The organism is Pimelobacter simplex (assembly GCF_024662235.1).
Taxonomy (GTDB): Bacteria; Actinomycetota; Actinomycetes; order Propionibacteriales; family Nocardioidaceae; genus Nocardioides.
On the sequence record NZ_CP096276.1, the window covers coordinates 5,579,120 to 5,604,145 of the forward strand.

The following is a 25,026-nucleotide window of genomic DNA, read 5'->3' on the forward strand; positions in this document are numbered from 1 at the left end:
CCGTGGGGCAAGGTCAAGTCGCGGCGTCAGCCGTTGCCGCGCCCCTTCTTGCCCTTGCCCTTCTTGCCCTTGGGCTTCGCGGGCGAGCCGTCGGACGGGTAGAGCGTGACGGTGTCGCCGGTGGCGAGCTGACCGCCGGCGGCGGGGAAGGAGTACGAGACCAGGCCGCGGGCGAGACGCGAATCGACGTCGCGGCCGCGGACCACGGTGAAGCCGAGGCCCTCGAGCTCGGCGCGGGCGTCGTCGTAGGACTTGCCGGCCACCGGAGGAACGGTGATCAGCAGGCCGGCCACGTCGGTCGAGGAGGGCTTGACGAAGCTCTCGTCGGGCAGCCACTGCGCGATCGCCTTGAAGGCGTCGCCCCACATCGGGCCGGCCGTGGTCGAGCCGGCGGTGCTGGCCCGGACGTAACCGCCGATGGACTTGCCGTCGAGGGTGTCCTGGTTGCCGTTGGGCTTGACGCCGGCGACCATCGCGGCGCCGGCCAGGTTGGGCGTGTAGCCGGCGAACCAGACCGACAGGTTGCCGTTGGTGGTTCCGGTCTTGCCGGCCGCGGGCTGGCCCGGGTTGAGCGCGGAGCCGAAGCCGCCGGGGGCGACGACGCCCTGGAGGACGTCGTTGACCGCGTCGGCGACGGGGCTGGCGAGCACCTGGGTGCACTGCTTGTCGTACTTCTTGAGGACGTTGCCCTGGGCGTCGGAGATCTGGGTGACCGGGCGGGCGTCGCAGTGCAGGCCACGGGCGGCGAAGGTCGAGTAGGCCTCGGCCATGTCGAGGGGGCTGACGTCGACGATGCCCAGGGTGAAGGCCGGCTTGATGTCGTCCTTGGTGAGCGAGCGGATGCCCATCTGCTTGGCCAGCTTGTAGGGCTCGCAGATGCCGGTGGCCAGCTCGAGGTTGACGAAGAACGTGTTGACCGAGTTGCGGGTGCCCTCGTAGAGGTTGGGGTTGGCCGACGAGCTCGTGGAGTTCTTCGGGTCCCAGATCTCGCTGCTCTGGTAGGGGCCGTCGCAGGTCTCGAACTTGTTGAGGGGGAAGTAGCCCGGGTTGGGCGCCGGGAAGGTCTTGGTCAGCGGGATGCCCTGGCTGATCGCGGCGGCGAGGACGAACGCCTTGAACGTCGAGCCGGCCTGGACGCCGTTGGCGTCGCCGTACTTCTTGGGGACGACGTAGTTGAGGAACGTCTCGCCTTTGTTCTTCTTGGTGCCCATCGGGCGGGACTGGGCGAGCGCCTTGACGTTGCCGGTGCCGGGCTCGATCAGGGCGAGGGCGCCGACGGCCTGGTCGCCCTTGTAGACCTGGCCGGAGACGCCCTGCTGCGCGGCGCGCTGGTAGCGCATGTCGATGGTCGTGCGGATCGTGAGGCCGCCGTTGAAGATGAGTCGCTTGCGGTCCTGGGGCGTGGCGCCGAGGGCGTCGTCGGTCATCAGCCAGCGCACGACGTAGTCGCAGAAGAACTGGGCACCGGAGTTGAGGCAGCCGTTGGGCTCGTTCTTGACCTTGAGGCCGAGCTTCTTGGCCTTGGCGGCGTCGGCGGCCTGGTCGGTGATGACGTTGAGCTGGGCCATCCGGTCGAGGACGATATTGCGGCGGACGGTGGCCTGGGCCGGGTTCTTGGTCGGGTTGTACGCCTCGGGGCTCTGCACGAGGCCGCCGAGGAGGGCCGACTGGCGCAGGTTGAGGTCCTTGGCGTTGACGCTGAAGTAGTGCTGGGCCGCGGCCTGGACGCCGTAGGCGCCGTCGCCGAAGTAGGCGGTGTTGAGGTAGCGCTCGAGGATCCAGTCCTTGCTGTGGCGCTTCTCGAGGGCGATCGCGTAGCGCAGCTCGCGCAGCTTGCGGCCGTAGGTGTCGTCGGTGGCGGCCTTGCGCTCCTCGTCGGTGTCGGCCTGGTTGAGCAGGGTCAGCTTGACCAGCTGCTGGGTGATCGAGGAGCCACCCTGGGCGACGCCGCCGGAGGCCTGGTTGGTGAGCAGGGCGCGCATCGTGCCCTTGAGGTCGAGCGCGCCGTGCTGGTAGAAGCGGAAGTCCTCGATCGCGACGATGGCCTCGACCATCGTGCGCGAGATCTGGCGGAGCGGGACGTTGACCCGGTTCTGGTCGTAGAGCGTCGCGATGGTCTTGCCGTTGACGTCCTCGATCTCGGTCCGCTGGGGGAGCTGCTCGGTCTCGAGCTCCTGGGGGAGGTCGTCGACCGACTCGGCCACGTTGCGGGCCGAGAAGCCGACCACGCCGGCGAACGGGATCGCGAGACCGGCCACGACGACGCCGAGAACGGCGGCGACGAGGAACATGACGCCGAGGTGAGAGGCGATCTTTCCGGGCGGCAGACCGTCGAACCGGGTGCGGGACATGCGCCTCAGGGTACGGGACGGGCCCTCATCGCTCCGAGTCGTGGAGCACGCTCACCCCCGGGCGCCTAGTCCGTTGTGACTAGGCAGGTTGGGCCCAATGAGCGGTGTCGGTATTGGCGATCCTCCTTTACTTTGATTCGGTCGAGGAGAACCAAGCGCTGTGGGGGTGCTGGCTCCTCGGATGTGGGAACCATTCAGGGGACAACTATGTGGGTAGATGACTGGGCGCCTCGCGCTGCCTGTCGGGACCAGCAGCCCGACCAGCTCTTCGTCCGTGGGGCGGAGCAGAACAAGGCCAAGCAGGTCTGCGCCGGCTGTGCCGTGCGCACCGAGTGCCTCGCGGAGGCGCTCGACAACCAGATCGAGTGGGGTGTCTGGGGCGGGATGACGGAGCGGGAGCGCCGTGCGCTCCTGCGACGCCGCCCTCAGGCCTCGTGGCGCAAGGTCCTCGAGGACGCGCGGGACCGTCAGGACCCCGCGACCGTCTGACCGAGGAGCGCACCGACGGTGCGCAGGCCGTCGAGGTCGTGGACGTCGCCGGCCAGTGCCGGTACGACGGCCGTCGCCACCTGCGGGTGCGCGGTCGCGAACCGGTCGCGCAGCGCGCGCTCGCGCTGGACCATGCGGACCCGGTCGGCGTGGAGCCGGAGCAGTCCGGCGGTCAGCGACCCCGGGTCGGTACGACGCAACCGCTCGGCCGCGGTCATCGCCTCGTCGGCGGACAGCTCGCCGCCGGGGTCGGGGCTGGCCCGGTTGACGACCAGCCCGGCCAGCGGCATGCCGTCCTCGCTGAGCCGCTCGACGAAGTAGGCGGCCTCGCGCAGGGCGTCCGGCTCGGGGGCGGCGACGACGAGGAACGCCGTGCCGTCGGCCTTGAGCAGCGAGTAGGTCTGCTGCGCGCGCTGGCGGAAGCCGCCGAAAACGGTGTCGAGCGCGGTGACGAAGGTCTGCAGGTCCTTGAGGAACTGCGCGCCGAGCACCTTGGTGAGCGCGTTGGTGATCAGCCCGAGCCCGGCCGTCATCAGCTTGGCCGGGCCCTTCGCGGGCATCAGCAGCAGCCGCACGAACCGGCCGTCGAGGAAGCTCGAGAGCCGTTCGGGCGCGTCGAGGAAGTCGAGCGCGGAGCGCGAGGGCGGGGTGTCGACGACGATGAGGTCGTAGGTTCCGGTGGCCTGTGCGTCCCGGTGAATCTGGCCGAGCTTCTCCATCGCCATGTACTCCTGCGTGCCCGCGAACGAGCTCGACAGCGCGATGTAGAACGGGTTGGCCAGGATCTGCTGGGCCTTCTCGGGGCTGGCCTGCGAGAGCACCACCTCGTCGAAGGTGCGCTTCATGTCGAGCATCATCGCGTCGAGGTGACCGGTGCCTTCGACGCCGGTGACGGGACGCGGGGTGTTGTCGAGCTCCTCGATGCCCATCGACTGGGCGAGCCGGCGGGCCGGGTCGATGGTGAGGACGACGACCTTGCGGCCCCGCTCGGCGGCCCGCAGGGCGAGGGCGGCGCTGGTCGTGGTCTTGCCCACGCCGCCGGAGCCGCAGCACACGATGATGCCGGTGGTCGGGTCGTCGAGGAGGGCGTCGACGTCGAGCGCGCCGGCCCGCTGACCGGGCGCGGTGGCGGGACCGACCCGGGACGGGTGCTGGGTCGAGCTTCGTGCCGCCATCGCTACGCCATCCCCTGCTCTCGGAGGAGTCCGGCGAGCTCGTAGAGCCCGCCGAGGTCGATGCCGCCCGCGAACCGCGGCAGCTCGTACGACGGCACGTCCAGCCCGGCGACCAGGTCGCGCTGGGAGTCCTCGAGCGCCCGGCGCTCGGCGTGGTCGGCGGCCTCGCCGAGCAGCCCGTCGACCAGGCCGGGGCCGATCTCGACCCCGCCGTCGACGAGGTCCTGCTCGATCCGGGCGCGGTCGAGGGCGCCGGTGCGCGCGGCGGCGAGCTGCTCGTCGGTGAGGTCGCGCGGGCGGACCTGGTTGACGACGACGCCGCCGACGGGCAGGCGCGCGGCGCGCAGCTCGGCGATGCCGTCGGCGGTCTCCTGGACCGGCATCTCCTCGAGCACGGTGACCAGGTGCACGGCCGTGCGGGGGGAGCGGAAGAGCGTCATCATCGTGTCCGACTGGGACTTGATGGGGCCGACCTTGGCCAGCCCGGCCAGCTCGTTGCTGACGTTGAGGAACTGGGTGATCCGGCCGGTGGGCGGGGCGTCGAGCACGACGGCGTCGTACTCGATGGCGCCCTTGTTGCGGCTGTTGCGCTGCACCGCCTCGTAGACCTTGCCGGTGAGCAGGACGTCGCGGACGCCGGGCGCGATGGTGGTCGCGAACTCGATGACGCCGAAGCGGTCGAGGGCCTTGCCGGCCCGGCCGAGCCGGTAGTACATCGAGAGGTACTCGAGCAGCGCGGCCTCGGCGTCGATGTGCAGCGCGTGGACGACGCCCCGGCCGCCGTCGGCGTCGGGGAGCCCGGTGGTGAGCCGGCGCTCCTGGTAGGGCAGCGGGTCGACGTCGAACATCCGGGCGATGCCCTGGCGGCCCTCGACCTCGCAGAGCAGGACGTTCTTGCCGCGGGTGGCCAGTGCGAGGGCGAGCGCGGACGCGACGGTGGACTTGCCGGTGCCACCCTTGCCGGTGACCACGTGCAGGCGGACCTTCCCCCAGTCGCTCACGAGGGCAGAGCCTAGCGAGCAACTGGGGGAACCGGGGGTGCTACTCCAGAGCGAGACCCGCCGCGGGGGTGACCTTGGCCGCCCGTCGCGAGGGGACGACCGCGGCGAGGAGTCCGGCCAGGGCCGAGGTTGCGATGACCAGGGCGAGCTGCCCCCAGGGCAGGACGACGTGCGCGCCGTCGACCGCCGGCTCGACGAGCGCCCGTACGCCGGCCCAGGCGAAGAGCACGCCGAGCGTGGTGCCCACGAGGGTCGCGACCACGGCGAGCAGGACCGCCTCGGCGGCGAGCATCCGGCGTACCTGGCGCCGGGTCAGGCCCAGCGCCCGCAGCAGGGCGTGCTCGCGGCCGCGCTCGAGGACCGAGAGGCCCAGCGTGTTGGCGATGCCGACGAGCGCGATCACCACGGCGATGCCGAGCAGGCCGACGACGCCGCCGGTGACGACGTCGAGCTGGACGTCGACGTACGAGCGCCGGGCGAGACCGTTCTGCAGGCTCGCGTCGACCGGGGAGCCGATCGCCTCGACCGAGCCGGCCAGGTCCTGCGGGTCGGCGCCGTTCGCGGCGCGGAGCCAGACCGCCTGGGTGGCGGCGTCGGGTGCGAGCCGGTGCAGGGTCGGGATGCTGACCAGGGCGGCATCGCCCCAGCCCTCGCCGCCGACCACCCGCAGCCGCACGCTGCGCTCGCCGACGGTGACCGCGACCCGGTCGCCCTCCTCGACGCCGTCGCCGAGCAGGTCCCACGGGACGACGACCTGGCGGGTGCCGACCGACGGCAGGTCGCCGTGCAGCACCGGGCGGACGCCGGTGCCCGCGCCGGCGGGCTCCGCGACGACGGGGACCTTGCCCAGACCGGCGATCTCGGCGGGAGTGCCGGGCACGCTCACCGCACCGTCGACGCCGTCGATCTCGCCGAGCCGGGTGACGACGTCCGGCGGGAGGGCGGTGGCGCCGGTGACGGCGAGGTCGACGGGGTACTGGTCGTCCATCTCGGCGGTGAGCGCGGAGCGCGAGCTCGCCATGCCGGTCAGGACCGCGGTGGTGAGGGTGACGCCGATGAGCAGCGAGGCCGCGGTCGCCGCCGTACGACGGGGGTTGCGGACCGCGTTGCCCGCGGCGAGCCGGCCGACCGGACCGAGGATCCCGTGCCCGAGCCGGCCCGCGGTGCGGATCAGGCCGGGGACGAGGACCGGTCCGAGCAGCAGCACGCCGACGAACGTCGCGGCGCCGCCGACGACGAGCACGGGCGGGCTGGAGGCGGCGATCGCCACGGCGAGACCGGCGGCGCCGAGCAGGACGACGGCCAGGCCCAGCGCGACGCGCACCCGCCCGGCCCGGGTCGTCACGCGGGTGCTGTCGTCGGGGCGCAGCGCGGCGAGCGGGCTGACCCGCACCACACGGCGGGTCGGCAGCCAGGCCGCGACCAGCGTGACGCCCAGACCGACGGCCGCCGCGGCGACCAGCCAGCGCGGGTCGACGTCGGCCGGGCCGAGCCGGGCGCTGGGCCACTGGTGGCGCACGAAGGCGACGAGTCCGTGGCCGAGCCCGAGCCCGCCGAGGACGCCGACCACCGCGGCGAGCACGCCGAGCGCGAGCGACTCCAGGCGTACCGAGCGGACGAGCTGGCGCCGGGTCGCGCCGACGCAGCGCAGCAGCGCGAAGTCCCGGGCCCGCTGGGCGAACAGGATCGCGAACGTGTTGTTGATGACGAGCACCGCCACCAGGAGCGCGATCGCGGCGAACAGCAGCACCACGATGGCGATCACGTCGACGCCGTTGTTGACGTCCTTCTGGAGCTTCTGGACGTAGGCGCCGACCGACACCGTGTCCGCGTCCGGTACGACGTCCTCGATGGCGCTCGTGGCGGCGGCGAGGTCGCCGGACCCGCTCCAGGCCAGGCTGGTGACGTACATCCGGTCGGTCCAGCGGGCGAGGTCGCTCCAGAGCAGGTAGACCGACGCCACCGAGTACGTCGACGGCGAGTCGACGAGCCCGGTGACCGTGACGTCGAGCGCGCCGGCGCCGGTGCCGACGCGCAGGTGGTCGCCGACGGCGATCTTGTCCACCTTGGCGGCGTTGGCATCGACGACGGCCTCGCCCGGCGCGCTGGGGAAGGTGCCGTCGACGAGCTTCTGCCAGCGCAGCTCGGGACGGTCCGGCACCTGGCCGACGTCGGCGCTGCTGTCGACGACCTTGCCGTCGCGGGCGACCTGCTGGGTGGTCCAGCCGATCAGCCAGGCGTCGGCGCCGGTCGTGGGGGCGGCCTCGATGAGCCGGGCCGCGTCCTCGGGCGAGGGGTCGTCGACGACGGCGTCGGCGCCCTCGTACGGCTCGCCGATGCCGGCGCTCAGGCCGCTGCGCACCGAGGACGAGAGCGCCGCCGTGACCACGATGAACACCACGCCGACGACGATCGCGAGGAGCGCGGCGCCGTACCGGCGGGTGTGGGTGCGGAGGGAGGCGAGCAGGACGGTACGCATCAGGCCGCGACCCGGCTGGCGATCTGGCCGTCGGTGAGTACGACGACGTCGTCGGCGTAGCGCGCGGCCTCGTTCTCGTGGGTGACCATGACGACGGTCTGGCCCAGCTCGCGCACCGACCGGCGCAGGAACGCCAGCACCTCGGCCGACGTGGTGCTGTCGAGGTTGCCGGTGGGCTCGTCGGCGAAGACGATGGCCGGCGCGTTCACGAGCGCCCGGGCGATCGCGACCCGCTGCTGCTGGCCGCCGGACATCTCCGCCGGGCGGTGGGTGAGCCGCGCGCTGATGCCGAGCGTGTCGACGACCTGCGCGAAGCGCGCCGCCAGCTCGGGGTCGCGACGGTCGCGGCCGGCGAGCTCGGTGGGCAGCCAGATGTTCTGCTCGGCGGTCAGCATCGGCAGCAGGTTGAACGCCTGGAAGACGAAGCCGAGGTGGTCGCGGCGGAACCGGGTGAGCCCGTCGTCGTCCAGGCCGGCCAGCTCGCGGCCGGCCACCGTGACGCTGCCGGAGGTCGGCTGGTCGAGCCCGGCCAGGCAGTGCATCAGCGTGGACTTGCCGGAGCCGGAGGGCCCCATGATCGCGGTGAAGCGGCCGGCCGGCAGGTCGAGGTCGACGCCGCGGAGCGCGTGGACCAGGGTGTCGCCGTGGCCGTAGGACTTGGTGAGGCCGCGGGTGCTGGCGGCGAGTTCGGTCATGGCACCGAGCCTGGTCGAGCGGGCGCCCCGAAGCGTCAGGCCGCGGGTTGATCCGGTGTCCGACGTGGGGTGGACGGCGGCGTCAGCCCAGGTGCGGACGGAGCAGGGCGAGGAGCGCGGTGTGGGTGGGCTCGTCGGCGGCGGCGAGGAGGCCGCGCCCGGTCTCGACGGCGCCGCCGTGCAGGTCGGTGACGACGCAGCCCGCCGCGCGGCAGACGGCGATCCCCGCCGCGAAGTGGACGCTGTCGTGCAGCGTGCCCGGCGCCCCGTCGGTCACGTAGCCCGCGCGCCGGCCGTCGGACACGCACGCCAGCGCCAGCGTCGTCGACAGCACCCGGGGCCCGAAAGCCCGGCGGAACGCGGGATCCGCGATCAGCTGGGCGCCGGCGAACGGGCCGTCGAGGGGGCCGTCGGCGTTGACGTCGACCAGCCCCGAGGCGGACGACGGCGTGGGCGGGTCGTCGGTCGACCAGGTCTGCCGGGCGATCGGGTCGACGACCGCGGCGGCGGTGGTCCGGCCGCCGACCTGGAGCGCGACGTTGACGGCGACCAGGGGAGTGGTGGCGGCGAAGTTGAGCGTCCCGCACAGGGGGTCGACCAGCCAGCGCCGGGACGCGTCGCGGTCGCCGGTGGCGCCGAGCTCCTCGCCGACCACCAGGTCGCCGGGACGCTCGCGGGTGAGGACGTCGAGGATCGCCCGCTCGGCGGCGAGGTCGGCGTCGGTGGCGAAGTCGAGGCCGTCCTTGGCGTGGCGGACCAGCGTGCCGCCGTACCGGGCGCGGACGACGGCGGCGCCCGCCTCCGCGGCCGCGCGGGCGACCCGGGCGTCGTCGCTCACGGCCGGACCAGGCCGGTCTCGTAGGCGAGCACCACCAGCTGGACCCGGTCGCGCGAGCCGGTCTTGGCCAGCAGCCGCCCGATGTGGGTCTTGACGGTCGCCTCGGAGACGACGAAGTCCGCGGCGATCTCGGCGTTGGAGAAGCCGCGGCCCACCAGGACGAGCGTCTCGCGCTCGCGCTCGGTCAGCGCGGCGAGGCGGTCGGCGTCCGTGCCGTCGGGGGAGCCCGCGGTCGCCGGCAGCGCGGCGGCGAAGTGCTCCAGCAGCCGGCGGGTGGTGCTGGGCGCGACGACGGAGTCGCCGGCGTGGACCGTGCGGATCGCGCCGAGCAGGTTCTCGGGAGTCGCGTCCTTGAGCAGGAAGGCGGCCGCGCCTGCGCGGATGGCGGCGAAGGCGTACTCGTCGAGGTCGAACGTGGTCAGCACGATCACCTGCGGGGGATCGGCCTGCTCGGTGAGGCGGCGGGTGGCCTCGACGCCGTCGAGGCGCGGCATCCGCACGTCCATCAGGACGACGTCGCAGCGCGTCACCGCCAGTCGCTCGAGCGCCTCGCCGCCGTCGCCGGCCTCGCCGACGACGGACAGGTCGGGCTGGCTGTCGATGAGCATCCGGAACCCGGCGCGCACCAGCTCCTGGTCGTCGACGAGGAACACGCGGATCGGCTCTCCCTGGGTCCCTGGGCTCACAAGGGGATCCTCGCGCACAGGGCGAACCCGCCGTCGGGCGCGGGGCCCGCGTCGAGCGTGCCGTCATGGGCCGCGACCCGCTCCCGCATGCCGGTCAGGCCGAGCCCCCGGCCGTCGTTGGTGGCCGCGGCGCCGCGGCCGTCGTCGGTGACGGTGATCTCGAGCGCGCCGCGATCGACCCGGACGCCGACCGTCGCCGCGGCCCCGGGACCGGCGTGCTTGCGGACGTTGCTGAGCGCCTCCTGCACGATCCGGTACGCCGTCAGCGCGACGCCGTCGGAGACCGGGATGTCCGCCCCGGGGAGCTGGGCGCTGACCGATGTCCCCGCCGCCTGCGCCTCGGCGACGAGATCGGTCAGGTCGGTGAGCCGCGGCTGCGGCGTCGTCGGCGCCCCCTCGGCACGCAGGATGCCGAGCATCCGGCGCAGCTCGGCGATCGCCTCGCGCCCGGTCGCCGCGATCGTGCCCAGCGCCGGCCCGGTCACCGACGGGTCGTGCGCCGCCGCGGCCCGCGCCCCGTCGGCCTGGACCACGATGGTGGTCAGCCCGTGCGCCACCACGTCGTGCATCTCGCGGGCGATCCGGTGCCGCTCCTCGATCGCGGCCAGTGCCGCCTGCTGGGCGGCCTCGCGCTGGAGCCGCTCGCCGCGCTCCACCAGCGCGTCGACGTACGCCTGGCGGGTGCGGCCGAGGGTGCCCAGCGTCCAGGCCACGACGACGAAGAGCGCGATGGTGATGAAGTAGGCCGTCACGTTCTCGGGCGTGGTCATCTCGTTGCCGAACCCGCGCAGCCAGTCCACGGCCGCGATCGCGGCGCCGACCACGCCGGTGCCGAGCGCGGCGAGCGCCCACCGGGGGCCGGCGTACCGGGCGACGGAGTAGGTCGCCACCGGGAACGCGAACTGGCTCCACAACGGGGTGTCCGTGAGCACCGCCTGCGCGGCGCAGCCGAGCGCGACCGCGGTGAACACCGCGACCGAGTGCCGGCGGCGCCACAGCAGCGGCGTGATCTGGACGACCATCAGCAGGCCGTCGACCACGTCGACGAAGAAGACGTAGGGCACCGCCGGCAGCAGCAGGAACACGACGAGCCCGAGGTCGAACCACCGCTCGCCGCGCGGGCCCAGCCGCCACGGCTGTCGGTCGGCTCGGGTCACCGGGCCACCGTAGACGGCGCGGCCCGCCAGGACGTCAGCCCACGGGTGGATCCCGGCGTCCTTCCGTCCGACCGTGCGGCGACCTACGATCGAGCCATCGAGGTACCGGAAGGAGTCGCCATGGCCGAGCAGCCCAGGTCCGAGCGCTACCGCCACCTGCCCCCGCCCGTCGATCCGGCGTCGCTGCGCACCGCGCAGGACATCGACCCGCCGCCTCCGGAAGAGGACGATCGCTACCGCGAGCTGCTCTGGGTCGTGAACCGCTACGGCTGAGCCCGGCGGCGCTGAGTAAGGTGCCGGGCATGACCAAGTGGGAGTACCAGGTGGCGCCCGTCCTCAACCATGTCGCGGCGCAGATCCTCAACAACTTCGGCCAGGACGGGTGGGAGCTCGTCACGCTCATCCCCGGCCAGGGCGGCAACGACATCGCCTACTTCAAGCGTCCGGCCGAGGCCTGAGGTGCCGACCCCCGAGGAGCGCCTCGCCGCGCTCGGCCTGAGCGTCCCCGACGTCGTGCCGCCGGTGGCGGTCTACGTGCCGGCGGTGCGCAGCGGTGACCACGTCTACACGGCCGGCCAGCTGCCGATGCGCGACGGTGCCCTGATGGCGACCGGCAAGGTCGGTGCCGAGGTGAGCGCCGAGGACGCCTACGCCTGTGCGCGGCAGTGCGCGCTCAACGCGATCGCGGCGATCCGCTCGATCGCCGGCGACCTGAGCAACGTGCGCATCGTCAAGGTGGTCGCGTTCGTCGCGTCCACGCCCGACTTCACCGGTCAGCCGGGGGTCGCCAACGGCGCCTCGGAGCTGCTCGGCGAGGTGTTCGGCGACGCGGGTGTGCACGCGCGCTCCGCGGTCGGCGTACCGGTGCTGCCGCTCGACGCGCCCGTCGAGGTCGAGGTGATCGCCGAGATCGTCGGCGCTGCCTGATGTCCGGCAGCGCGGCGGGAGGCGGTGCCGCCGGTCGGGAACCGCGAGCCGACAGCGGTCTGCGGGGATCCGGCGGTGCCGCCGGAGACGCGCGCGGACCGAGGGGACGGATCCCGTTGCCGCCGGTCCCGCTGCCCGCGCACCTCGCCGACCTCGCCGCGGAGTACGCCGACGGCCGGCGCGAGCCGGCCGCCCCGCGTGATGCCGCGACGGTCGTGCTGCAGCGGGCCGGGGCCGACGGCCGGCCCGAGATCTACCTGCTGCGCCGGCACACGACGATGGCGTTCGCCGGGGGCATGTGCGTGTTCCCCGGCGGCGGCGTCGACCCGCGCGACTACGACCACACGGTCGCCTGGGCCGGGCCCACGCCGGCGGAGTGGGCGGCGCGGCTCGGCACCAGTGAGGACGTCGCGCGGGCGCTGATCTGTGCGGCGGTGCGCGAGACGTTCGAGGAGTCCGGCGTGCTGCTCGCCGGCACCTCGGCCGACAGCGTGGTGGCCGACACGACCGGCGACGACTGGGAGGCCGACCGGGTCGCGCTGGAGTCGCGGGAGCTGTCGATGACCGACTTCCTCGACCAGCGCGGGCTCGTGCTGCGCACCGACCTGCTGGGCATCTGGAGCGGCTGGCTGACGCCGGTCTTCGAGCCGAAGCGCTACCGGACGTGGTTCTTCGTGGCCCGGCTGCCCGAGGGGCAGGTGACGCGCGATGTCTCCAGCGAGTCCTCCGAGGTGGTCTGGATCCCGGCCGCCGACGCTGCCGACCAGGCGGACCGGGGCGAGCTGGCGATGCTGCCGCCGACGTACCTGACCTGTCTCGAGGTCGGCACCCACGCCACGCCCGAGGCGGTCCTGGCGGCCAGCACCGGTCGCTCGGTCGAGATGTTCACGCCGTCGGTCGAGCCGCTCGGTGAGGGCTTCACCCTCTCGATGCCCGATGGGCTGCGCCCGCTCGTGGCCCAGCGGCGGTCGGGCTCGTGAGCGAGCCCTGGTCCGGCGGCCCGTACGGCGACCGCGGGCGCTGCGTCCTCGCGCCCAACCCCGGGATCATGACGCTCGACGGCACCAACACCTGGATCCTGCGCGAGCCCGGCTCGGACCGCTCGATCGTCGTCGACCCCGGCCCCCTGGACGACGGCCACCTCGACGCCGTCGCCGCGGTGGCCGGCCAGGTGGACGCCGTCGTGGTCACCCACCACCACTACGACCACACCGAGGCCGCCCGCTCGTTCGCCGAGCGGATGGGCTGCGGGGTGCGCGGTCTCGACCCGGCGCAGTGCTGGCGCTCGGACCCGCTCTCCGACGGTGAGGTGCTCTCCGTGGGTGGTCTGGACATCGAGGTGCTCACCACGCCCGGTCACACCACCGACTCGATCTCGCTGCTCGTCGAGGCCGACGGCGCCCTGCTGACCGGCGACATGGTGCTCGGCCGCGGGACGACGGTCATCGTGCACCCCGACGGCGACCTCGGCTCGTACTTCGACTCGATCGCCCGCATGCGCGCGCTCGTCACCGAGGGCCGGGTCGGCTCGCTGTGGCCCGCGCACGGGCCGGTGCTGCCCGATGCGGCCGGCGTCCTGGACCACTACGTCGTGCACCGGCGCGACCGGCTCGCCCAGGTCGAGGCCGCGCTGCCCCGGCTCGGCCTCACGCCGACCGACCTGCCGCCCGACGTCGCCGAGCACCCCACGCTGCCGCGCCAGGTGGTCGAGGTGGTCTACGCCGATGTCGACGAGTCGCTCTGGGGAGCGGCGGAGTCGTCGGTCCGCGCGCAGCTGGCCTACCTGGCCCGCCGGCGCTAAGAAGAATTGGCGGCAGTTCGCCGAAAAGCGGGACGCAGCGAGAGCGCTCGCTGACCATGGAGGGATGCTCCCTCCCCCCGAAAGACCCCGTTCTCGGCATGCCCGGCTCCTCGCCGCCGCTGCCTTCCTGCTGGCCGGCGTGCTCGTCGCGCCGCCCTCGTACGCCGACGGCGCGGTCGAGCCCGCCCCCGCCCCGGCCCCGCCCGTGACCGAACCCGAGGTCACCCCGACCCCCGAGCCCACTCCGGAGCCCGAGCCAGCCCCCGAGCCCGAGCCCGAGCCCGCGCCGACCCCGACCCCGGAGCCGGCCCCCGAGCCCGAGCCCGCGCCGGCACCCCCGGCCAAGACCCCCGGCAAGGCCAAGCAGGCCGCCCCGCAGGCCGTACCCCAGGCGGCCCCGCAGGCCGCCCCCGGCCCGGTGATCGAGGGCGAGAACCCGATCCTCCGCACCGCCACCAGCGTCAACGGCGCGCAGGTCGACGTGGACTTCACGATCAGCGGCGGCTGGGCGAGCCAGAGCATCGTCGCGGGCGCCTGCGTGGTCAGCCCGGTCGAGGTGAACAGCCCCCAGGACCTGCTGGGGATCCAGTTCCTCGGTGCCACCGGCACCCGGTTCTTCCACGCCACCAAGCAGTTCCCGATCGGCACCACCTACGGCGCGTGCCTGTGGGGCCGGTTCAGCCTGCTCAACCCGATCGACTTCAAGTTCCAGAAGTTCACCGTGGTCGTCAACGACCCGGCGCCGACGATCACCGTTCCCGCCGACCAGGAGATCGAGGCGACGAGTGCCGCGGGCGCCGCGGTCCCGTTCACGGTCTCGGCCAACGACCCGATCGACGGGGCGCTGAGCGCGAGCTGCGTGCGCCCGGGCGACGTACCGGTGGCGTCGGGTGACACCTTCGCGATCGGTACGACGACCGTCACCTGCACGAGCGCGCTCAACTCGCGCGGCAAGCGGGCCACGGACTCCTTCGAGGTCACCGTGGCCGACACGACGGCGCCGACGATCGACGTACCCGAGGCGGTCTACGACCCGGTCACCGACAGCCGCGGCTTCGTGCTCACCGCCACCAGCGCGGACGGCGCGGTCCTCACCTACACGACGACCACGACGGACGCCGTCGACCCGGCACCACAGGTCACCTGCACCCGGGCCTCCGGCAGCGTCGCACCCATCGGGACGGGCACCTTCACCTGCCGCGCCAAGGACGCGGCGGGCAACGAGAGCGACCTGCTCTCGCTCTCGGTGCGGGTCCTGGCGCCGGCGCCGACCATCAGCGTCCCCGACGACCTCGTGGCCGAGGCCACTGGTCCGGACGGTGCGCCGGTGGACTTCGCGGCCGGCGGCCGCGACTTCGTCGACACCGCCCTGCCGGCCGAGTGCCGCACCGGCGCCGACGGCTCCGGGCCCGTGGTGGCCTCGGGCGCGACGTTCGCGCTGGGGACCACGACGGTGCGCTGCGCGGTCGAGGACCAGTGGGGCGGCACCGCGAGCGACACGTTCACGGTGAGCGTCGAGGACACCACCGCCCCGGTGATCACCGTCCCCGCTGACTTCAGCGTCGACGCGACCGGTGACGAGGGTGCCGTGGTGACCTACCAGGCCACCGCGACCGACCTGGTCCACGGCGAGGTGCCGGTGAGCTGCACGCCCGCGTCGGGCACCACCTTCGCGATCGGTACGACGACCGTGACCTGCACGGCGTCCGACCCGGCGACCGTGGTCGCCCGGGCCGGCACGTCCAGCGCCACCTTCACGGTGACCGTCGTCGCCGAGGTCGAGGGTGAGGTCGGCGGTGAGGTCGACAACGGGGCCGGTACCGGCGGCGGTACGCCGACCGCGGCCGCGCTGCCCGACACCGGTGCCCCCGCGCTGCTCGGCCCGAGCGTGCTCGGTGCCCTGCTGCTGATGCTGGGCGGCGGTCTGCTGCTGGTTCGGCGTCGCGAGGCCTGAGCGTCATCGGACGAACGAGACCCCGCCGCCCGAGATATCGGACGGCGGGGTCTCGTCGTTGTTCGTCAGGTGCGCCGGTCAGCGGGCGCGGCGCGACATCCGCTCCATGTCGAGGATGACGACTGAGCGCGGCTCGAGCCGCAGCCAACCCCGCGAGGCGAAGTCGGCGAGCGCCTTGTTGACCGTCTCGCGGGAGGCGCCGACCAGCTGGGCGAGCTCCTCCTGGGTGAGGTCGTGGTGCACGTGGACGCCGTCGTCGGCGGTGCGGCCGAAGCGCTCGGCGAGGTCGAGCAGCGCCTTGGCGACGCGGCCGGGCACGTCGGAGAAGACGAGGTCGGCGACGACGTCGTTGGCCTTGCGCAGGCGCGCGGCCAGCTGGGCGAGCAGGCCGCGGGCCACGACGGGGCGGCCCTCGAGCCAGCGCAGCAGGTCCTCGTGGGACAGCGAGGCGAACTCGGCGTCGGTCACGCAGGTGACCGTGGCCGAGCGCGGGCCCGGGTCGAAGAGCGAGAGCTCGCCGAACATCTGGCCCGGTCCCATGATCGCGAGCAGGTTCTCGCGGCCGTCGGAGGACGTGCGGCCGAGCTTCACCTTGCCCTCGAGGACGACGTACAGCTTGTCGCCGCTGTCGCCCTCGTGGAACAGCACCTCACCGCGGCGCAGCCGCGTGGTGGCCAGCGACGTGCGCAGCGCTGCCATGGCCTCGTCGTCGAGGGCACTGAACAGTGGCGCCTGACGGAGTACGTCGTTGTCCACGCTTCCTCCAAAGTTGCGTAAAACCCGGTCTGCGGCATCCTAGCCAGTGCGACATGTCACACCTAACAGGCGCGCGGGTCCGCAGCCTGCGGACACGCCGCCCGAGGCTGTCGGAGGCACACCGTAGGGTGGCCTCCGTGCGGCCGATCGACACCAGCGACGAGACGTCGACCCAGCTCGTCCGCCGGGCGCGCAAGATCGACCGGGTCCTCGCCGAGACCTATCCCGACGCCAAGGCCGAGCTCGACTTCGACAACGCCTTCGAGTGTCTGGTCGTCACCGTGCTCTCGGCCCAGACCACCGACAAGCGGGTCAACGCGGTGCGCCCGACGCTGTTCGCGGCCTATCCCGACCCGGCGTCGATGGCCGCGGCCGACCGCGCCCACCTGGAGCAGATCGTCGGGCCGCTGGGCTTCTTCCGGGCCAAGACCGAGTCGCTGCTCAAGCTGAGCGCCGCCCTCGTCGAGACGTACGACGGCCAGGTCCCCGGCCGCCTCGAGGACCTCGTGACGCTGCCCGGGGTCGGCCGCAAGACCGCCAACGTGGTGCTCGGCAACGCCTTCGACGTCCCCGGCATCACCGTCGACACCCACTTCGGCCGGCTGGCCCGCCGGCTCGGCTTCACCGACGAGACCGATCCGGTCAAGGTCGAGCACGCGGTCGGCGCGCTCTTCCCCAAGCGCGACTGGACGATGCTCTCCCACCACCTGATCTGGCACGGCCGGCGCCGCTGCCACGCCAAGAAGCCCGCGTGCGGGGCCTGCCCGGTGGCGCGCTGGTGCCCGTCCTACGGCACCGGCCCGACCGACCCGGTCGAGGCGGAGAAGCTGGTCCGGACCGAGGGGCCCAACTGATGGCCCGACGCCTCTCCGCCCTCTTCGTGGCGCTGGTGGCGGCGGGAGTCCTGCTCACCGGCTGCGACAGCGTCGCCCCGGCGTTCGCCTGCAAGGTCGACGCCACGACGCCCGACCTGGTCAAGGACCGCGAGGCGGCCGGCATCGCCGACTGCGTGCCGGGCGACTGGTCGACGGGCGACGGAGCGGCGGCCGAGCTGCCCGACCTCCGGCTCGACTGCCTCGGCGGCGAGAAGGGCGCGTCCCTCTCCGAGATCCACGGGCCGGCGTTGATCAACTTCTGGGCGTCCAACTGCGCCCCGTGCCGCAAGGAGATGCCGGCGCTGCAGAAGTTCTACGAGAAGTACGGCGACCAGGTCACCGTGATCGGCGTCAACTACCTCGACACCTACCCGGGCGCGGCGATCGACCTGGCCCGGATCAGCGGCGTCACCTATCCCTCGCTCGCCGACGGCTGCGGGGACCTCCAGGACACCAAGACCGAGCTCGGCGCCGGGCTGCCGTTCTTCCTGTTCGTCCACGAGGACGGCACGATCTCCCGGCCCCACGCGGGCGGGGTGTCCTCGCCCGACGAGGTGGTCGAGCTCGTCAAGGAGAACCTCGGCCTCGACCTCACCGCCAAGGCCGCGTCGTGAGCGCCCTCCCCGACGGCCTTCCCGAGTGGCTGGTGCCCGTCGCCGAGGGCGCGCGGGCGATCGAGGGCAGCGACCTCACGGCGTTCCTGCCTCCCAAGGACCGTCCGGTACGACGCGGCGCGGTGCTCATGCTCCTCGGCGAGCACGACGTCCTGCTCACCGAGCGCGCCCACGACATGCGCTCGCACCCGGGCCAGGTCTCCTTCCCCGGCGGCAGCATCGACCCCGGCGAGACCGCGGTCGAGGCGGCGCTGCGCGAGGCGCAGGAGGAGATCGGCGTCGACCCGGCCGGGGTCGAGGTCTTCGCGAGCCTGCCCGAGCTGTGGCTGCCGCCGTCCAACTTCGCGGTCACGCCGATCCTGGGCTGGTGGCGCGAGCCCGGCCCGATCCGGGTGGCCTCGCCCCAAGAGGTGCACGCGATCCACCGGGTGCCGCTGTCCGAGCTGTTCGACCCCGAGCACCGGATCCAGGTCCGCCACCCCGGCGGCTGGACCGGTCCGGGCTTCCTGATCGGCCCCGACAAGGACGTCATCCTGTGGGGATTCACCGGCGGCATCCTGACCCGATTCTTCGACTTCCTCGGGTGGCTCCCCCCGGTGAGCGACCCGCCGGTGCATGATCTCCCGGAGTACATGCTCGCCGAGTACGTCCGTCGTACCGCTCGGGCAGCCGACGACGACGACGCGGGAGACGGCATGGACCTCCTGGAGCCGAACGAGTGAGCCAGTGAACCTGCTCGACTGGCTGCTCCTGCTGCTGGTCGCTGCCTACGCCCTGTCGGGTTACTGGCAGGGCTTCATCACCGGCGCCTTCGCCACCATCGGCCTGCTCTCCGGCGGCCTGGGCGGCATCCTGCTCGCGCCCCTGGTGCTGGGCGGGCTGGAGCCCTCGCTGGCGGTCTCGCTCGGGGCGCTGTTCATCGTCATCCTGTGCGCCTCGCTGGGCCAGGCGCTGCTCCAGTACGCCGGCGCGCGGGTCCGCGAGCGGATCACCTGGCAGCCCGCGCGGGCCGTCGACGCGATCGGCGGCGCGCTGCTGAGCGCCCTGGCGGTGCTGCTGGTGGCCTGGGCCCTCGGCGTCGCGATCTCCGGCACCCGGATCGGCCCGATCACCTCGATGGTGCGCAGCTCGGCGGTCCTGGCCAAGGTCAACGGCGTGCTGCCCGAGTCGGCCCCCAACGCCCTCCAGGCCTTCAACAACGTCGTCGGCACGGGCTTCTTCCCGCGCTACCTCGAGCCGTTCGCCCCCGAGCAGATCGTCGAGGTCGCGCCGGGCCCGTCCGAGCTGCCCGGCACGGCCAAGGTCAAGGCGACCCGGTCGAGCGTGGTCAAGATCCGCGGCGCCAACCGCTGCGGGCGCGGCGTCGAGGGCACCGGCTTCGTCATCGCCCAGGACCGCGTGATGACCAACGCCCACGTCGTCGCCGGCGTCGAGGACCCCGAGGTCAGCATCGGCGGCGGCACCGAGCTCGCCCGCGTCGTCCACTACGACCGCAAGCTCGACATCGCCGTACTCGCCCTCGAGACCGAGGACACCCCGGTGCTCCCGTTCGACAAGGGCGTCGGCGCCGGTGACCCGGTCGCGATCGTCGGCTACCCCCAGGACGGGCCGTTCGACGTCCAGACCGCGCGGGTGCGCGCCAAGCAGAACCTCCGCTCGCCCGACATCTACGGCGACGGCACCGTCGTGCGCGAGGTCTACTCGCTGCGCGGACTGGTCCGCCCCGGCAACTCCGGCGGACCGATCGTCACGCCCCAGGGCAAGGTCGCCGGCGTGGTCTTCGCCGCCTCGGTCACCGATCCCGAGACCGGCTACGCGCTGACCGCCCAGCAGGTCTCGGCCAGCGCCCGGGCGGGTGTCGCCGCCGACGCCGAGGTCAACACCGGCGCCTGCGCCTCCTAGCGCTTAGGCCATAGTGGGGCCCATGACCGGCCCGTCTCCCATGTACCCGGCCTATGCGGCCCCCAGCGACCAGGCCGTGCGCCTGTACGACGAGCTGAAGCGCTTCCTCGCTGACGAGGTGTTCCCGGCCGAGGAGGCCTACGAGCGCCACCGCGACGAGGCGGGCGCCGACGACCACACCGTGCCGCCGGTGGTCGAGGAGCTCAAGGCCAAGGCGCGCGAGCGCGGCCTGTGGAACCTCTTCCTGCCGAGCGAGTCGGGGCTGACCCAGCTGGAGTACGCGCCGCTGGCCGAGCTGTCCGGCTGGAGCCTCGAGCTCGCCCCCGAGGCGATGAACTGCCAGGCGCCCGACACCGGCAACATGGAGCTGCTGCACCTCGTCGGCACCCCCGAGCAGCAGGACCGTTGGCTGCGGCCGCTGCTCGACGGTGAGATCCGCTCGGCGTTCGCGATGACCGAGCCGGCGGTCGCCTCGTCCGACGCGACCAACATCGAGACCCGCATCGAGCGCGACGGCGACGAGTACGTCATCAACGGCCGCAAGTGGTGGATCACCGGTGCCGCCGACCCGCGCTGCCAGGTGCTCATCGTGATGGGCAAGACCGACCCGGACGCCGCCACGCACCGCCAGCAGTCGATGGTGATCGTGCCGGTCGACACCCCGGGCGTGACGATCGGGCGCTCGTACCCGGTCTTCGGCCGGCAGGACCAGCACGGGCACACGATCATCGAGTTCACCGACGCCCGGGTGCCGGTCGGCAACCTGCTCGGCGAGGAGGGTGGCGGCTTCGCCGCGGCCCAGATGCGGCTGGGGCCGGGCCGGATCCACCACGTGATGCGGGCGCTCGGCGCCGGCGAGCGGGCGCTGGCGATGATGGTCGAGCGGGCCAAGACGCGCACGGCGTTCGGCGGTCTGCTCGCCGAGCAGTCCGCGGTGCGCGAGAAGATCGCCGAGTCGCGGGTCGAGCTCGACCAGGCGCGGGCGCTGTGCCACCTGGCTGCGCACACCGTCGACACCGAGGGCAACAAGGGCGCCCGGCACCTCATCGCGGCGGCCAAGATCGCCGTACCGCGGGCGGTGCTGTCGGTCATCGACCGCGCCATCCAGCTGCACGGCGCGGCCGGCATCAGCGATGCGACGCCGCTCGCCTCGCTCTGGGGCTGGCACCGCGCGATGCGGATCTTCGACGGCCCCGACGAGGCCCACCTGACCACGCTGGGCCGCGCGGAGCTGACCCGCGACCCGCTCTTCGACCTCCCGCCCACCCTGCACGACCAGTTCCGCTGATCCCGAGGACTCCCTGATGACCGACACCTTCGTCCGCTACCAGTACGACGCCGGGATCGCCCGGATCACCCTCGCCGACGGCGACCGGGGCAACCCGGTCCACCCCGGCTCGGTGGCCCAGCTCCACGACGCCGTCCGCGCCGCCCACCGCGACGGCGCCCGGGTGATCGTCCTCGCCGCCGAGGGCCGCTTCTTCTCGGTCGGCGGCGACCTCGGCGCCTTCTCGGCCGCCGACGACGTCACCGCCTTCATCGACGACCTCGCCGACGCGCTGCACCGGGTGGTCAGCGAGCTGGTCCGCTCCGACGCGATCGTCGTCAGCGCGGTCCAGGGCACCGCCGCCGGCGCGGGCTTCCCGCTCGCCGCCGCGGCCGACGTCGTCGTCGCCGCCGAGGGCGCGAAGTTCAGCCTCGCCTACACCAAGGTCGGCCTCTCGCCCGACGGCGGCAGCTCGCTCCTCGTGCACACCCTCGGCCTGCACCGGGCGCTGCGCCTGGCCCTGCTCGGTGACCTGCTCACCGCCCAGGACGCGTACGACGCCGGCTTGGTCGCCCGCGTCGTCCCGGCCGACGAGCTGGCGGCCACCGTCGACCAGCTCGCCGCGAGCCTCGCGGCCGGTTCGGCGAGCGCTCAGGCTGCCGCGAAGCACCTGCTCCGCGATGTCGCCGCGCCCGCGCCCGAGACCGCGCTGCGCGCCGAGACGCTGTCGATCCGCAGCCTGGCCGGCACGCCCGACGGGCAGGAGGGCGTCACCGCGTTCGTCGAGAAGCGGGCGCCTCAGTTCGGCGCCTGATGGCCGCGGACCGCCTCCTCGTCGGCGCGCTGACCGCCCCGGTCGACCGGGCCGACCTCCCGCCGCGGACCTCGCGCGAGCTGGGCATGGAGCTGGCCGGCTGGCTGATCGTCAGCCTGCTGTCGTGGCTGTTCTTCGGTGCGATCGCGCTGGGGCTCTCGTTCCTCCCGCCGCGGCCGTGGTGGGCGCTGCTCCCGGCCGGGATCGCCACGGTGATCACGCTCGGCCTGCTCCGGTCGGCGGTGCGCCCGAACCCGGCGTACCGGGTCCGGCTGGTGCGCCTGGGCCGGTTCGCGGCGGCCAACGGCATGACGTTCACCCCGCGGCCGGACGCGCCGCACACCGGGCCGGGGCTGATCTTCAACCAGGGCGTGGGGCCGTTGACCCGCGACGTCGTGCGGATGTCCGAGCCGCGCGAGATCGAGCTGGGACTGCACCACTTCGGCTACGGCCGGAGCGTCTCCGGGTCGAGCGACTGGGCCTATGCGACCACCCCGATCTCGGACCAGCAGCTGCCGCACCTCGTGCTGCGAGCGCGGGGCCCGTGGACCGACGTCAGCCTGCCCGCCTCGGACGACCAGTCGCTCGGCACGCCCGAGCTGGAGGGGCCTGGCGCCGAGGCATACCTCGTCCAGGCGCCGATCGGGCGCACCGGCACCGTCGGTCCGCTCCTCGACGCGACCCTCTTCCGCCCCGACGTGCTCGCCCGGCTGACCGAGCGGCCGGTGCACGTCGAGGTCGTCGACGGGCGGCTCTACCTCTACCGGCGCGAGTCGCTGGTGACCGAGGACCCGGACACCTGGCGCTGGATCCTCGCGCTCGTCGACGACGTCGCCGCCGTGCTCGAGGATCCAGCGACCGAGCGCTAGCGGACCAGCGCGCCGTCGACCCGGGCCGGCAGGCCCCACGGGTTGGCGTCCGCGACGGCCGGCGGCAGCAGCGCGTCGGTGAAGCCCTGGTAGGCGACCGGCCGCTGGAAGCGCAGGATCGCCGCGCTGCCGACCGAGGTGGTGCGGCTGTCGGAGGTCGCCGGGAACGGTCCGCCGTGGACCATCGCGTCGTTGACCTCGACGCCGGTGGGCCAGTCGTTGAGGATCAGCCGGCCGGCGCGCCGCTCCAGCGTGGGCAGCAGCGCGGCGACGGCGGCGTGGTCGGCGGGCTCGGCGTGGACGCTGATGGTCAGCTGGCCCTCCAGCCCGTCGAGGGCCGTGCGCAGGGCGTCGACGTCGTCGTAGGTGACGATGAGCGAGGCGGCGCCGAAGACCTCCTCGCGCAGCGCGTCGTCGGTCGCGAAGTCCGCCAGGTCCGCGGCGTAGACCGCGGGGGCGGGGGCGTTGCGGGTCGGGCCCTCGGCGCCGACGGCGACCAGGGTGGTCCGGTCCGAGGCGTCGAGACGGCCGATGCCGTCGGCGTAGGCGCTGCTGATGCTGGGGGAGAGCATCGTCTGGCCGGGGCGGTCGCGCAGCTCGGCAGCCACCGCGGCCCGTACGTCGTCGGCGTGCGCCGTCGGCACGAACAGCAGGCCGGGGTTCGTGCAGAACTGGCCCGAGCCGAGGGTCAGCGAGCCGACGAAGCCGGTCGCGATCGCCGCGCCGCGCTCCGCCCAGGCGCCGGGGAGCAGGACGACCGGGTTGACCGAGGACATCTCGGCGTACACCGGGACCGGCTCGGGGCGGGCCGCGGCGGTGCGCATGAGCGCGGTGCCGCCGCCCTGGGAGCCGGTGAAGGCGATCGCCTTGATGCCGGGGTCGGCGGCGAGGCGCTGGCCGACCGTCGTACCGGGGCCGTAGACGAGGGAGAAGACGCCGGCCGGCATGCCGCAGGCACGGGCCGCGTCGACGATCGCCCAGCCGGCCAGCTCGGCGGTGCCGGCGTGGGAGTTGTGCGCCTTGACGATCACCGGGCACCCGGCGGCGAGCGCCGAGGCAGTGTCGCCGCCCGCGGTGGAGAAGGCGAACGGGAAGTTGCTGGCGCCGAAGACCAGGACCGGGCCGAGCGGCACCTGCCGCTGGCGCAGGTCCGGCGCGGGGGCCGGCTGGCGCTCGGGCTGGGCGTGGTCGATCCGGACGCCCTGGTGGTCGCCGAGGTCGAGCTCGCGGGCGAAGAGCCGCAGCTGGTTGGTGGTGCGGCTCAGCTCGCCGTTGAGGCGCGCCTCGGGCAGGCCGGTCTCGGTGCCGGCGCGGGTGACCAGCGCCTCGCGAGCGGCCTCCAGGTGGTCGGCGATCGTGCGGAGGAAGGCGGCGCGGACGGCGGGCGTGGTGGCCCGGTAGTCGTCGAAGCAGGCGGTCGCCGCGGCCACGGCCCGGCCGACCTCGTCGTCGGTCGCCGGGTGGAAGACCGGCTCGACGAGCGCGTCGGTGGCGGGGTCGGTGGCGCGGAACGGCGTCCCGGTCCCGTCGGGGGCGCCGACCTCGCCGGCGATGATCGAGAGGCCGTGGGGTCGTGCGGTCGAGGGCGTCATGAGGCGAGCCATCCTCCATCTACGTTGAGCAGCTGTCCGGTGATGTACGACGAGGCGTCGCTCAGCAGGAAGACCGCTGCCGTGCCGACGTCCTCGGGGGCGCCGAGGTGACCGGCCGGGATCCGGCCGAGGATCCGCTGCGCGTGGGCCGGCTCGGCGAGCAGGCCCTCGGTCATCTCGGTGCGGAAGTAGCCGGGCCCCACGATGTTGGCGCGCAGGCCGCGGGCGGCCCACTCGGTCGACAGGGCGCGGGTGATGCCGACGAGCGCGGTCTTCGAGGCGACGTACGGCGAGACGTTGGGCAGCCCGAGGCTGCTGTTGAGCGAGCCGATGAAGACGTGCGAGCCGCGCTGCTCCGCCGCGAGCTGGCGGCGGGCGAGCGCGGTGCTCAGGAAGTACGGCGCGTCGACGTTGAGCGCCTGGACCCGGCGCCAGCCGGCCACCTCGACCTCGACCGCCGGCCCGCGCAGCTGGACGCCCGCCGCGTGGACGACGCCGTCGACCGGGGCGATCTCCCAGAGCCGCTCCGCGAGGGCGTCGAGGCTCTCGGTGTCGGTCAGGTCGTGGGCGACGCTCGTGCAGGTGCCGCCGGCGGCGCGGACCTCGTCCGCGGCGTCGTCGAGCTGCTCCTGCGAGCGGGCGACGAGGGTGACCCGGGCGCCGCCGGCGGCGGCGCAGAGCGCGATCGCGCGCCCGATCCCGCGGCCACCGCCGGTCACCACGACGTGCCGGTCGTGGAGGCCGAAGGCCGCGGGGAGGGGGCGCTGGGTGGTCAGGTCCATCG

At 73.7% G+C, this 25,026-nt stretch carries 25 protein-coding genes; 14 read left to right on the forward strand and 11 right to left on the reverse strand.

The window, feature by feature from the left end:
- Nucleotides 1–26 precede the first annotated feature (26 nt).
- Complete coding sequence (locus tag M0M48_RS27365; protein ID WP_215813725.1) at nucleotides 27–2,351, reverse strand: transglycosylase domain-containing protein; 2,325 nt, start codon at nucleotides 2,349–2,351, stop codon at nucleotides 27–29.
- A 207-nt stretch (nucleotides 2,352–2,558) separates the two neighbouring features.
- Here M0M48_RS27365 and M0M48_RS27370 point away from each other — a divergent pair, with 207 nt between their 5' ends.
- Entirely contained in the window at nucleotides 2,559–2,840 is a 282-nt protein-coding gene (locus M0M48_RS27370) for a WhiB family transcriptional regulator (RefSeq protein ID WP_038683329.1), read from the forward strand.
- Here the strand turns inward: M0M48_RS27370 and M0M48_RS27375 are convergent.
- The 7 genes from M0M48_RS27375 to M0M48_RS27405 form a co-directional block, all read right to left on the reverse strand.
- Nucleotides 2,819–4,015: an ArsA family ATPase gene (locus tag M0M48_RS27375; protein WP_215813724.1), complete on the reverse strand. Its 1,197-nt coding sequence runs from the start codon at nucleotides 4,013–4,015 to the stop codon at nucleotides 2,819–2,821. The genes M0M48_RS27370 and M0M48_RS27375 overlap by 22 nt on opposite strands.
- A gap of 2 nt (nucleotides 4,016–4,017) precedes the next feature.
- Nucleotides 4,018–5,016 carry an ArsA-related P-loop ATPase gene (locus M0M48_RS27380; RefSeq protein WP_257753557.1) on the reverse strand — a complete coding sequence of 333 codons (999 nt, stop codon included), beginning with the start codon at nucleotides 5,014–5,016 and terminating at the stop codon, nucleotides 4,018–4,020.
- A 40-nt stretch (nucleotides 5,017–5,056) separates the two neighbouring features.
- Complete coding sequence (locus M0M48_RS27385; protein ID WP_215813723.1) at nucleotides 5,057–7,495, reverse strand: ABC transporter permease; 2,439 nt, start codon at nucleotides 7,493–7,495, stop codon at nucleotides 5,057–5,059.
- Entirely contained in the window at nucleotides 7,495–8,190 is a 696-nt protein-coding gene (locus tag M0M48_RS27390; RefSeq protein ID WP_215813722.1) for an ABC transporter ATP-binding protein, read from the reverse strand. The genes M0M48_RS27385 and M0M48_RS27390 overlap by 1 nt, the downstream gene beginning before the upstream one ends.
- 82 nt (nucleotides 8,191–8,272) lie before the next feature.
- Entirely contained in the window at nucleotides 8,273–9,028 is a 756-nt protein-coding gene (locus M0M48_RS27395) for an inositol monophosphatase family protein (protein WP_257753558.1), read from the reverse strand.
- Entirely contained in the window at nucleotides 9,025–9,714 is a 690-nt protein-coding gene (locus M0M48_RS27400) for a response regulator transcription factor (RefSeq protein ID WP_215813720.1), read from the reverse strand. Before M0M48_RS27400 ends, M0M48_RS27395 begins: the two co-directional genes overlap by 4 nt.
- A complete protein-coding gene (locus tag M0M48_RS27405; RefSeq protein ID WP_257753559.1) occupies nucleotides 9,711–10,871 on the reverse strand; it encodes a sensor histidine kinase in 1,161 nt (386 codons plus the stop codon). The genes M0M48_RS27400 and M0M48_RS27405 overlap by 4 nt, the downstream gene beginning before the upstream one ends.
- Nucleotides 10,872–10,991: 120 nt before the next feature.
- On the opposite strand from M0M48_RS27405, the gene M0M48_RS27410 reads away from it, so the two are divergent.
- The 6 genes from M0M48_RS27410 (at nucleotide 10,992) to M0M48_RS27435 (ending at nucleotide 15,553) form a co-directional block, all read left to right on the forward strand.
- Nucleotides 10,992–11,144 carry a hypothetical protein gene (locus tag M0M48_RS27410; RefSeq protein WP_257753560.1) on the forward strand — a complete coding sequence of 51 codons (153 nt, stop codon included), beginning with the start codon at nucleotides 10,992–10,994 and terminating at the stop codon, nucleotides 11,142–11,144.
- 29 nt (nucleotides 11,145–11,173) lie between these two features.
- Entirely contained in the window at nucleotides 11,174–11,329 is a 156-nt protein-coding gene (locus M0M48_RS27415) for a DUF4177 domain-containing protein (protein ID WP_215813717.1), read from the forward strand.
- Between the two features lies 1 nt (nucleotide 11,330).
- Complete coding sequence (locus M0M48_RS27420; RefSeq protein WP_257753561.1) at nucleotides 11,331–11,798, forward strand: RidA family protein; 468 nt, start codon at nucleotides 11,331–11,333, stop codon at nucleotides 11,796–11,798.
- A 116-nt stretch (nucleotides 11,799–11,914) separates the two neighbouring features.
- Nucleotides 11,915–12,778: an NUDIX hydrolase gene (locus tag M0M48_RS27425; protein ID WP_257753562.1), complete on the forward strand. Its 864-nt coding sequence runs from the start codon at nucleotides 11,915–11,917 to the stop codon at nucleotides 12,776–12,778.
- Nucleotides 12,775–13,599, forward strand: coding sequence for an MBL fold metallo-hydrolase (locus tag M0M48_RS27430; protein WP_257753563.1), 825 nt, complete (start codon nucleotides 12,775–12,777; stop codon nucleotides 13,597–13,599). Before M0M48_RS27425 ends, M0M48_RS27430 begins: the two co-directional genes overlap by 4 nt.
- 64 nt (nucleotides 13,600–13,663) lie before the next feature.
- The gene (locus M0M48_RS27435; RefSeq protein WP_257753564.1) at nucleotides 13,664–15,553 is read left to right on the forward strand and encodes an HYR domain-containing protein; all 1,890 of its coding nucleotides are present in this window, start codon (nucleotides 13,664–13,666) and stop codon (nucleotides 15,551–15,553) included.
- 78 nt (nucleotides 15,554–15,631) lie between these two features.
- Here the strand turns inward: M0M48_RS27435 and M0M48_RS27440 are convergent, their stop codons facing one another.
- Entirely contained in the window at nucleotides 15,632–16,309 is a 678-nt protein-coding gene (locus M0M48_RS27440; protein ID WP_038676545.1) for a Crp/Fnr family transcriptional regulator, read from the reverse strand.
- Between the two features lie 137 nt (nucleotides 16,310–16,446).
- On the opposite strand from M0M48_RS27440, the gene nth reads away from it, so the two are divergent.
- From nth to M0M48_RS27475, 7 genes are read left to right on the forward strand one after another with little or no spacing between them, the layout of a single operon-like run.
- Complete coding sequence (gene nth, locus M0M48_RS27445; protein ID WP_257753565.1) at nucleotides 16,447–17,163, forward strand: endonuclease III; 717 nt, start codon at nucleotides 16,447–16,449, stop codon at nucleotides 17,161–17,163.
- Entirely contained in the window at nucleotides 17,163–17,798 is a 636-nt protein-coding gene (locus M0M48_RS27450; protein ID WP_215813710.1) for a TlpA family protein disulfide reductase, read from the forward strand. Before nth ends, M0M48_RS27450 begins: the two co-directional genes overlap by 1 nt.
- Entirely contained in the window at nucleotides 17,795–18,520 is a 726-nt protein-coding gene (locus tag M0M48_RS27455; protein WP_257753566.1) for an NUDIX hydrolase, read from the forward strand. The genes M0M48_RS27450 and M0M48_RS27455 overlap by 4 nt, the downstream gene beginning before the upstream one ends.
- Nucleotides 18,521–18,524: 4 nt before the next feature.
- Nucleotides 18,525–19,700, forward strand: coding sequence for a MarP family serine protease (locus M0M48_RS27460; protein WP_257753567.1), 1,176 nt, complete (start codon nucleotides 18,525–18,527; stop codon nucleotides 19,698–19,700).
- 22 nt (nucleotides 19,701–19,722) lie between these two features.
- A complete protein-coding gene (locus M0M48_RS27465) occupies nucleotides 19,723–20,988 on the forward strand; it encodes an acyl-CoA dehydrogenase family protein (RefSeq protein WP_257753568.1) in 1,266 nt (421 codons plus the stop codon).
- 16 nt (nucleotides 20,989–21,004) lie between these two features.
- On the forward strand, nucleotides 21,005–21,781 hold the full coding sequence (locus tag M0M48_RS27470; RefSeq protein WP_257753569.1) for an enoyl-CoA hydratase/isomerase family protein: 777 nt from the start codon (nucleotides 21,005–21,007) through the stop codon (nucleotides 21,779–21,781).
- The gene (locus tag M0M48_RS27475; RefSeq protein WP_257753570.1) at nucleotides 21,781–22,650 is read left to right on the forward strand and encodes a hypothetical protein; all 870 of its coding nucleotides are present in this window, start codon (nucleotides 21,781–21,783) and stop codon (nucleotides 22,648–22,650) included. The genes M0M48_RS27470 and M0M48_RS27475 overlap by 1 nt, the downstream gene beginning before the upstream one ends.
- On the opposite strand, the gene M0M48_RS27480 is transcribed toward M0M48_RS27475, so the two are convergent.
- Nucleotides 22,647–24,242, reverse strand: coding sequence for an aldehyde dehydrogenase (NADP(+)) (locus tag M0M48_RS27480; protein WP_257753571.1), 1,596 nt, complete (start codon nucleotides 24,240–24,242; stop codon nucleotides 22,647–22,649). The two genes, M0M48_RS27475 and M0M48_RS27480, sit on opposite strands and share 4 nt — an antisense overlap.
- Nucleotides 24,239–25,024, reverse strand: coding sequence for an SDR family NAD(P)-dependent oxidoreductase (locus M0M48_RS27485; protein WP_257753572.1), 786 nt, complete (start codon nucleotides 25,022–25,024; stop codon nucleotides 24,239–24,241). Before M0M48_RS27485 ends, M0M48_RS27480 begins: the two co-directional genes overlap by 4 nt.
- Nucleotides 25,025–25,026 lie beyond the last annotated feature (2 nt).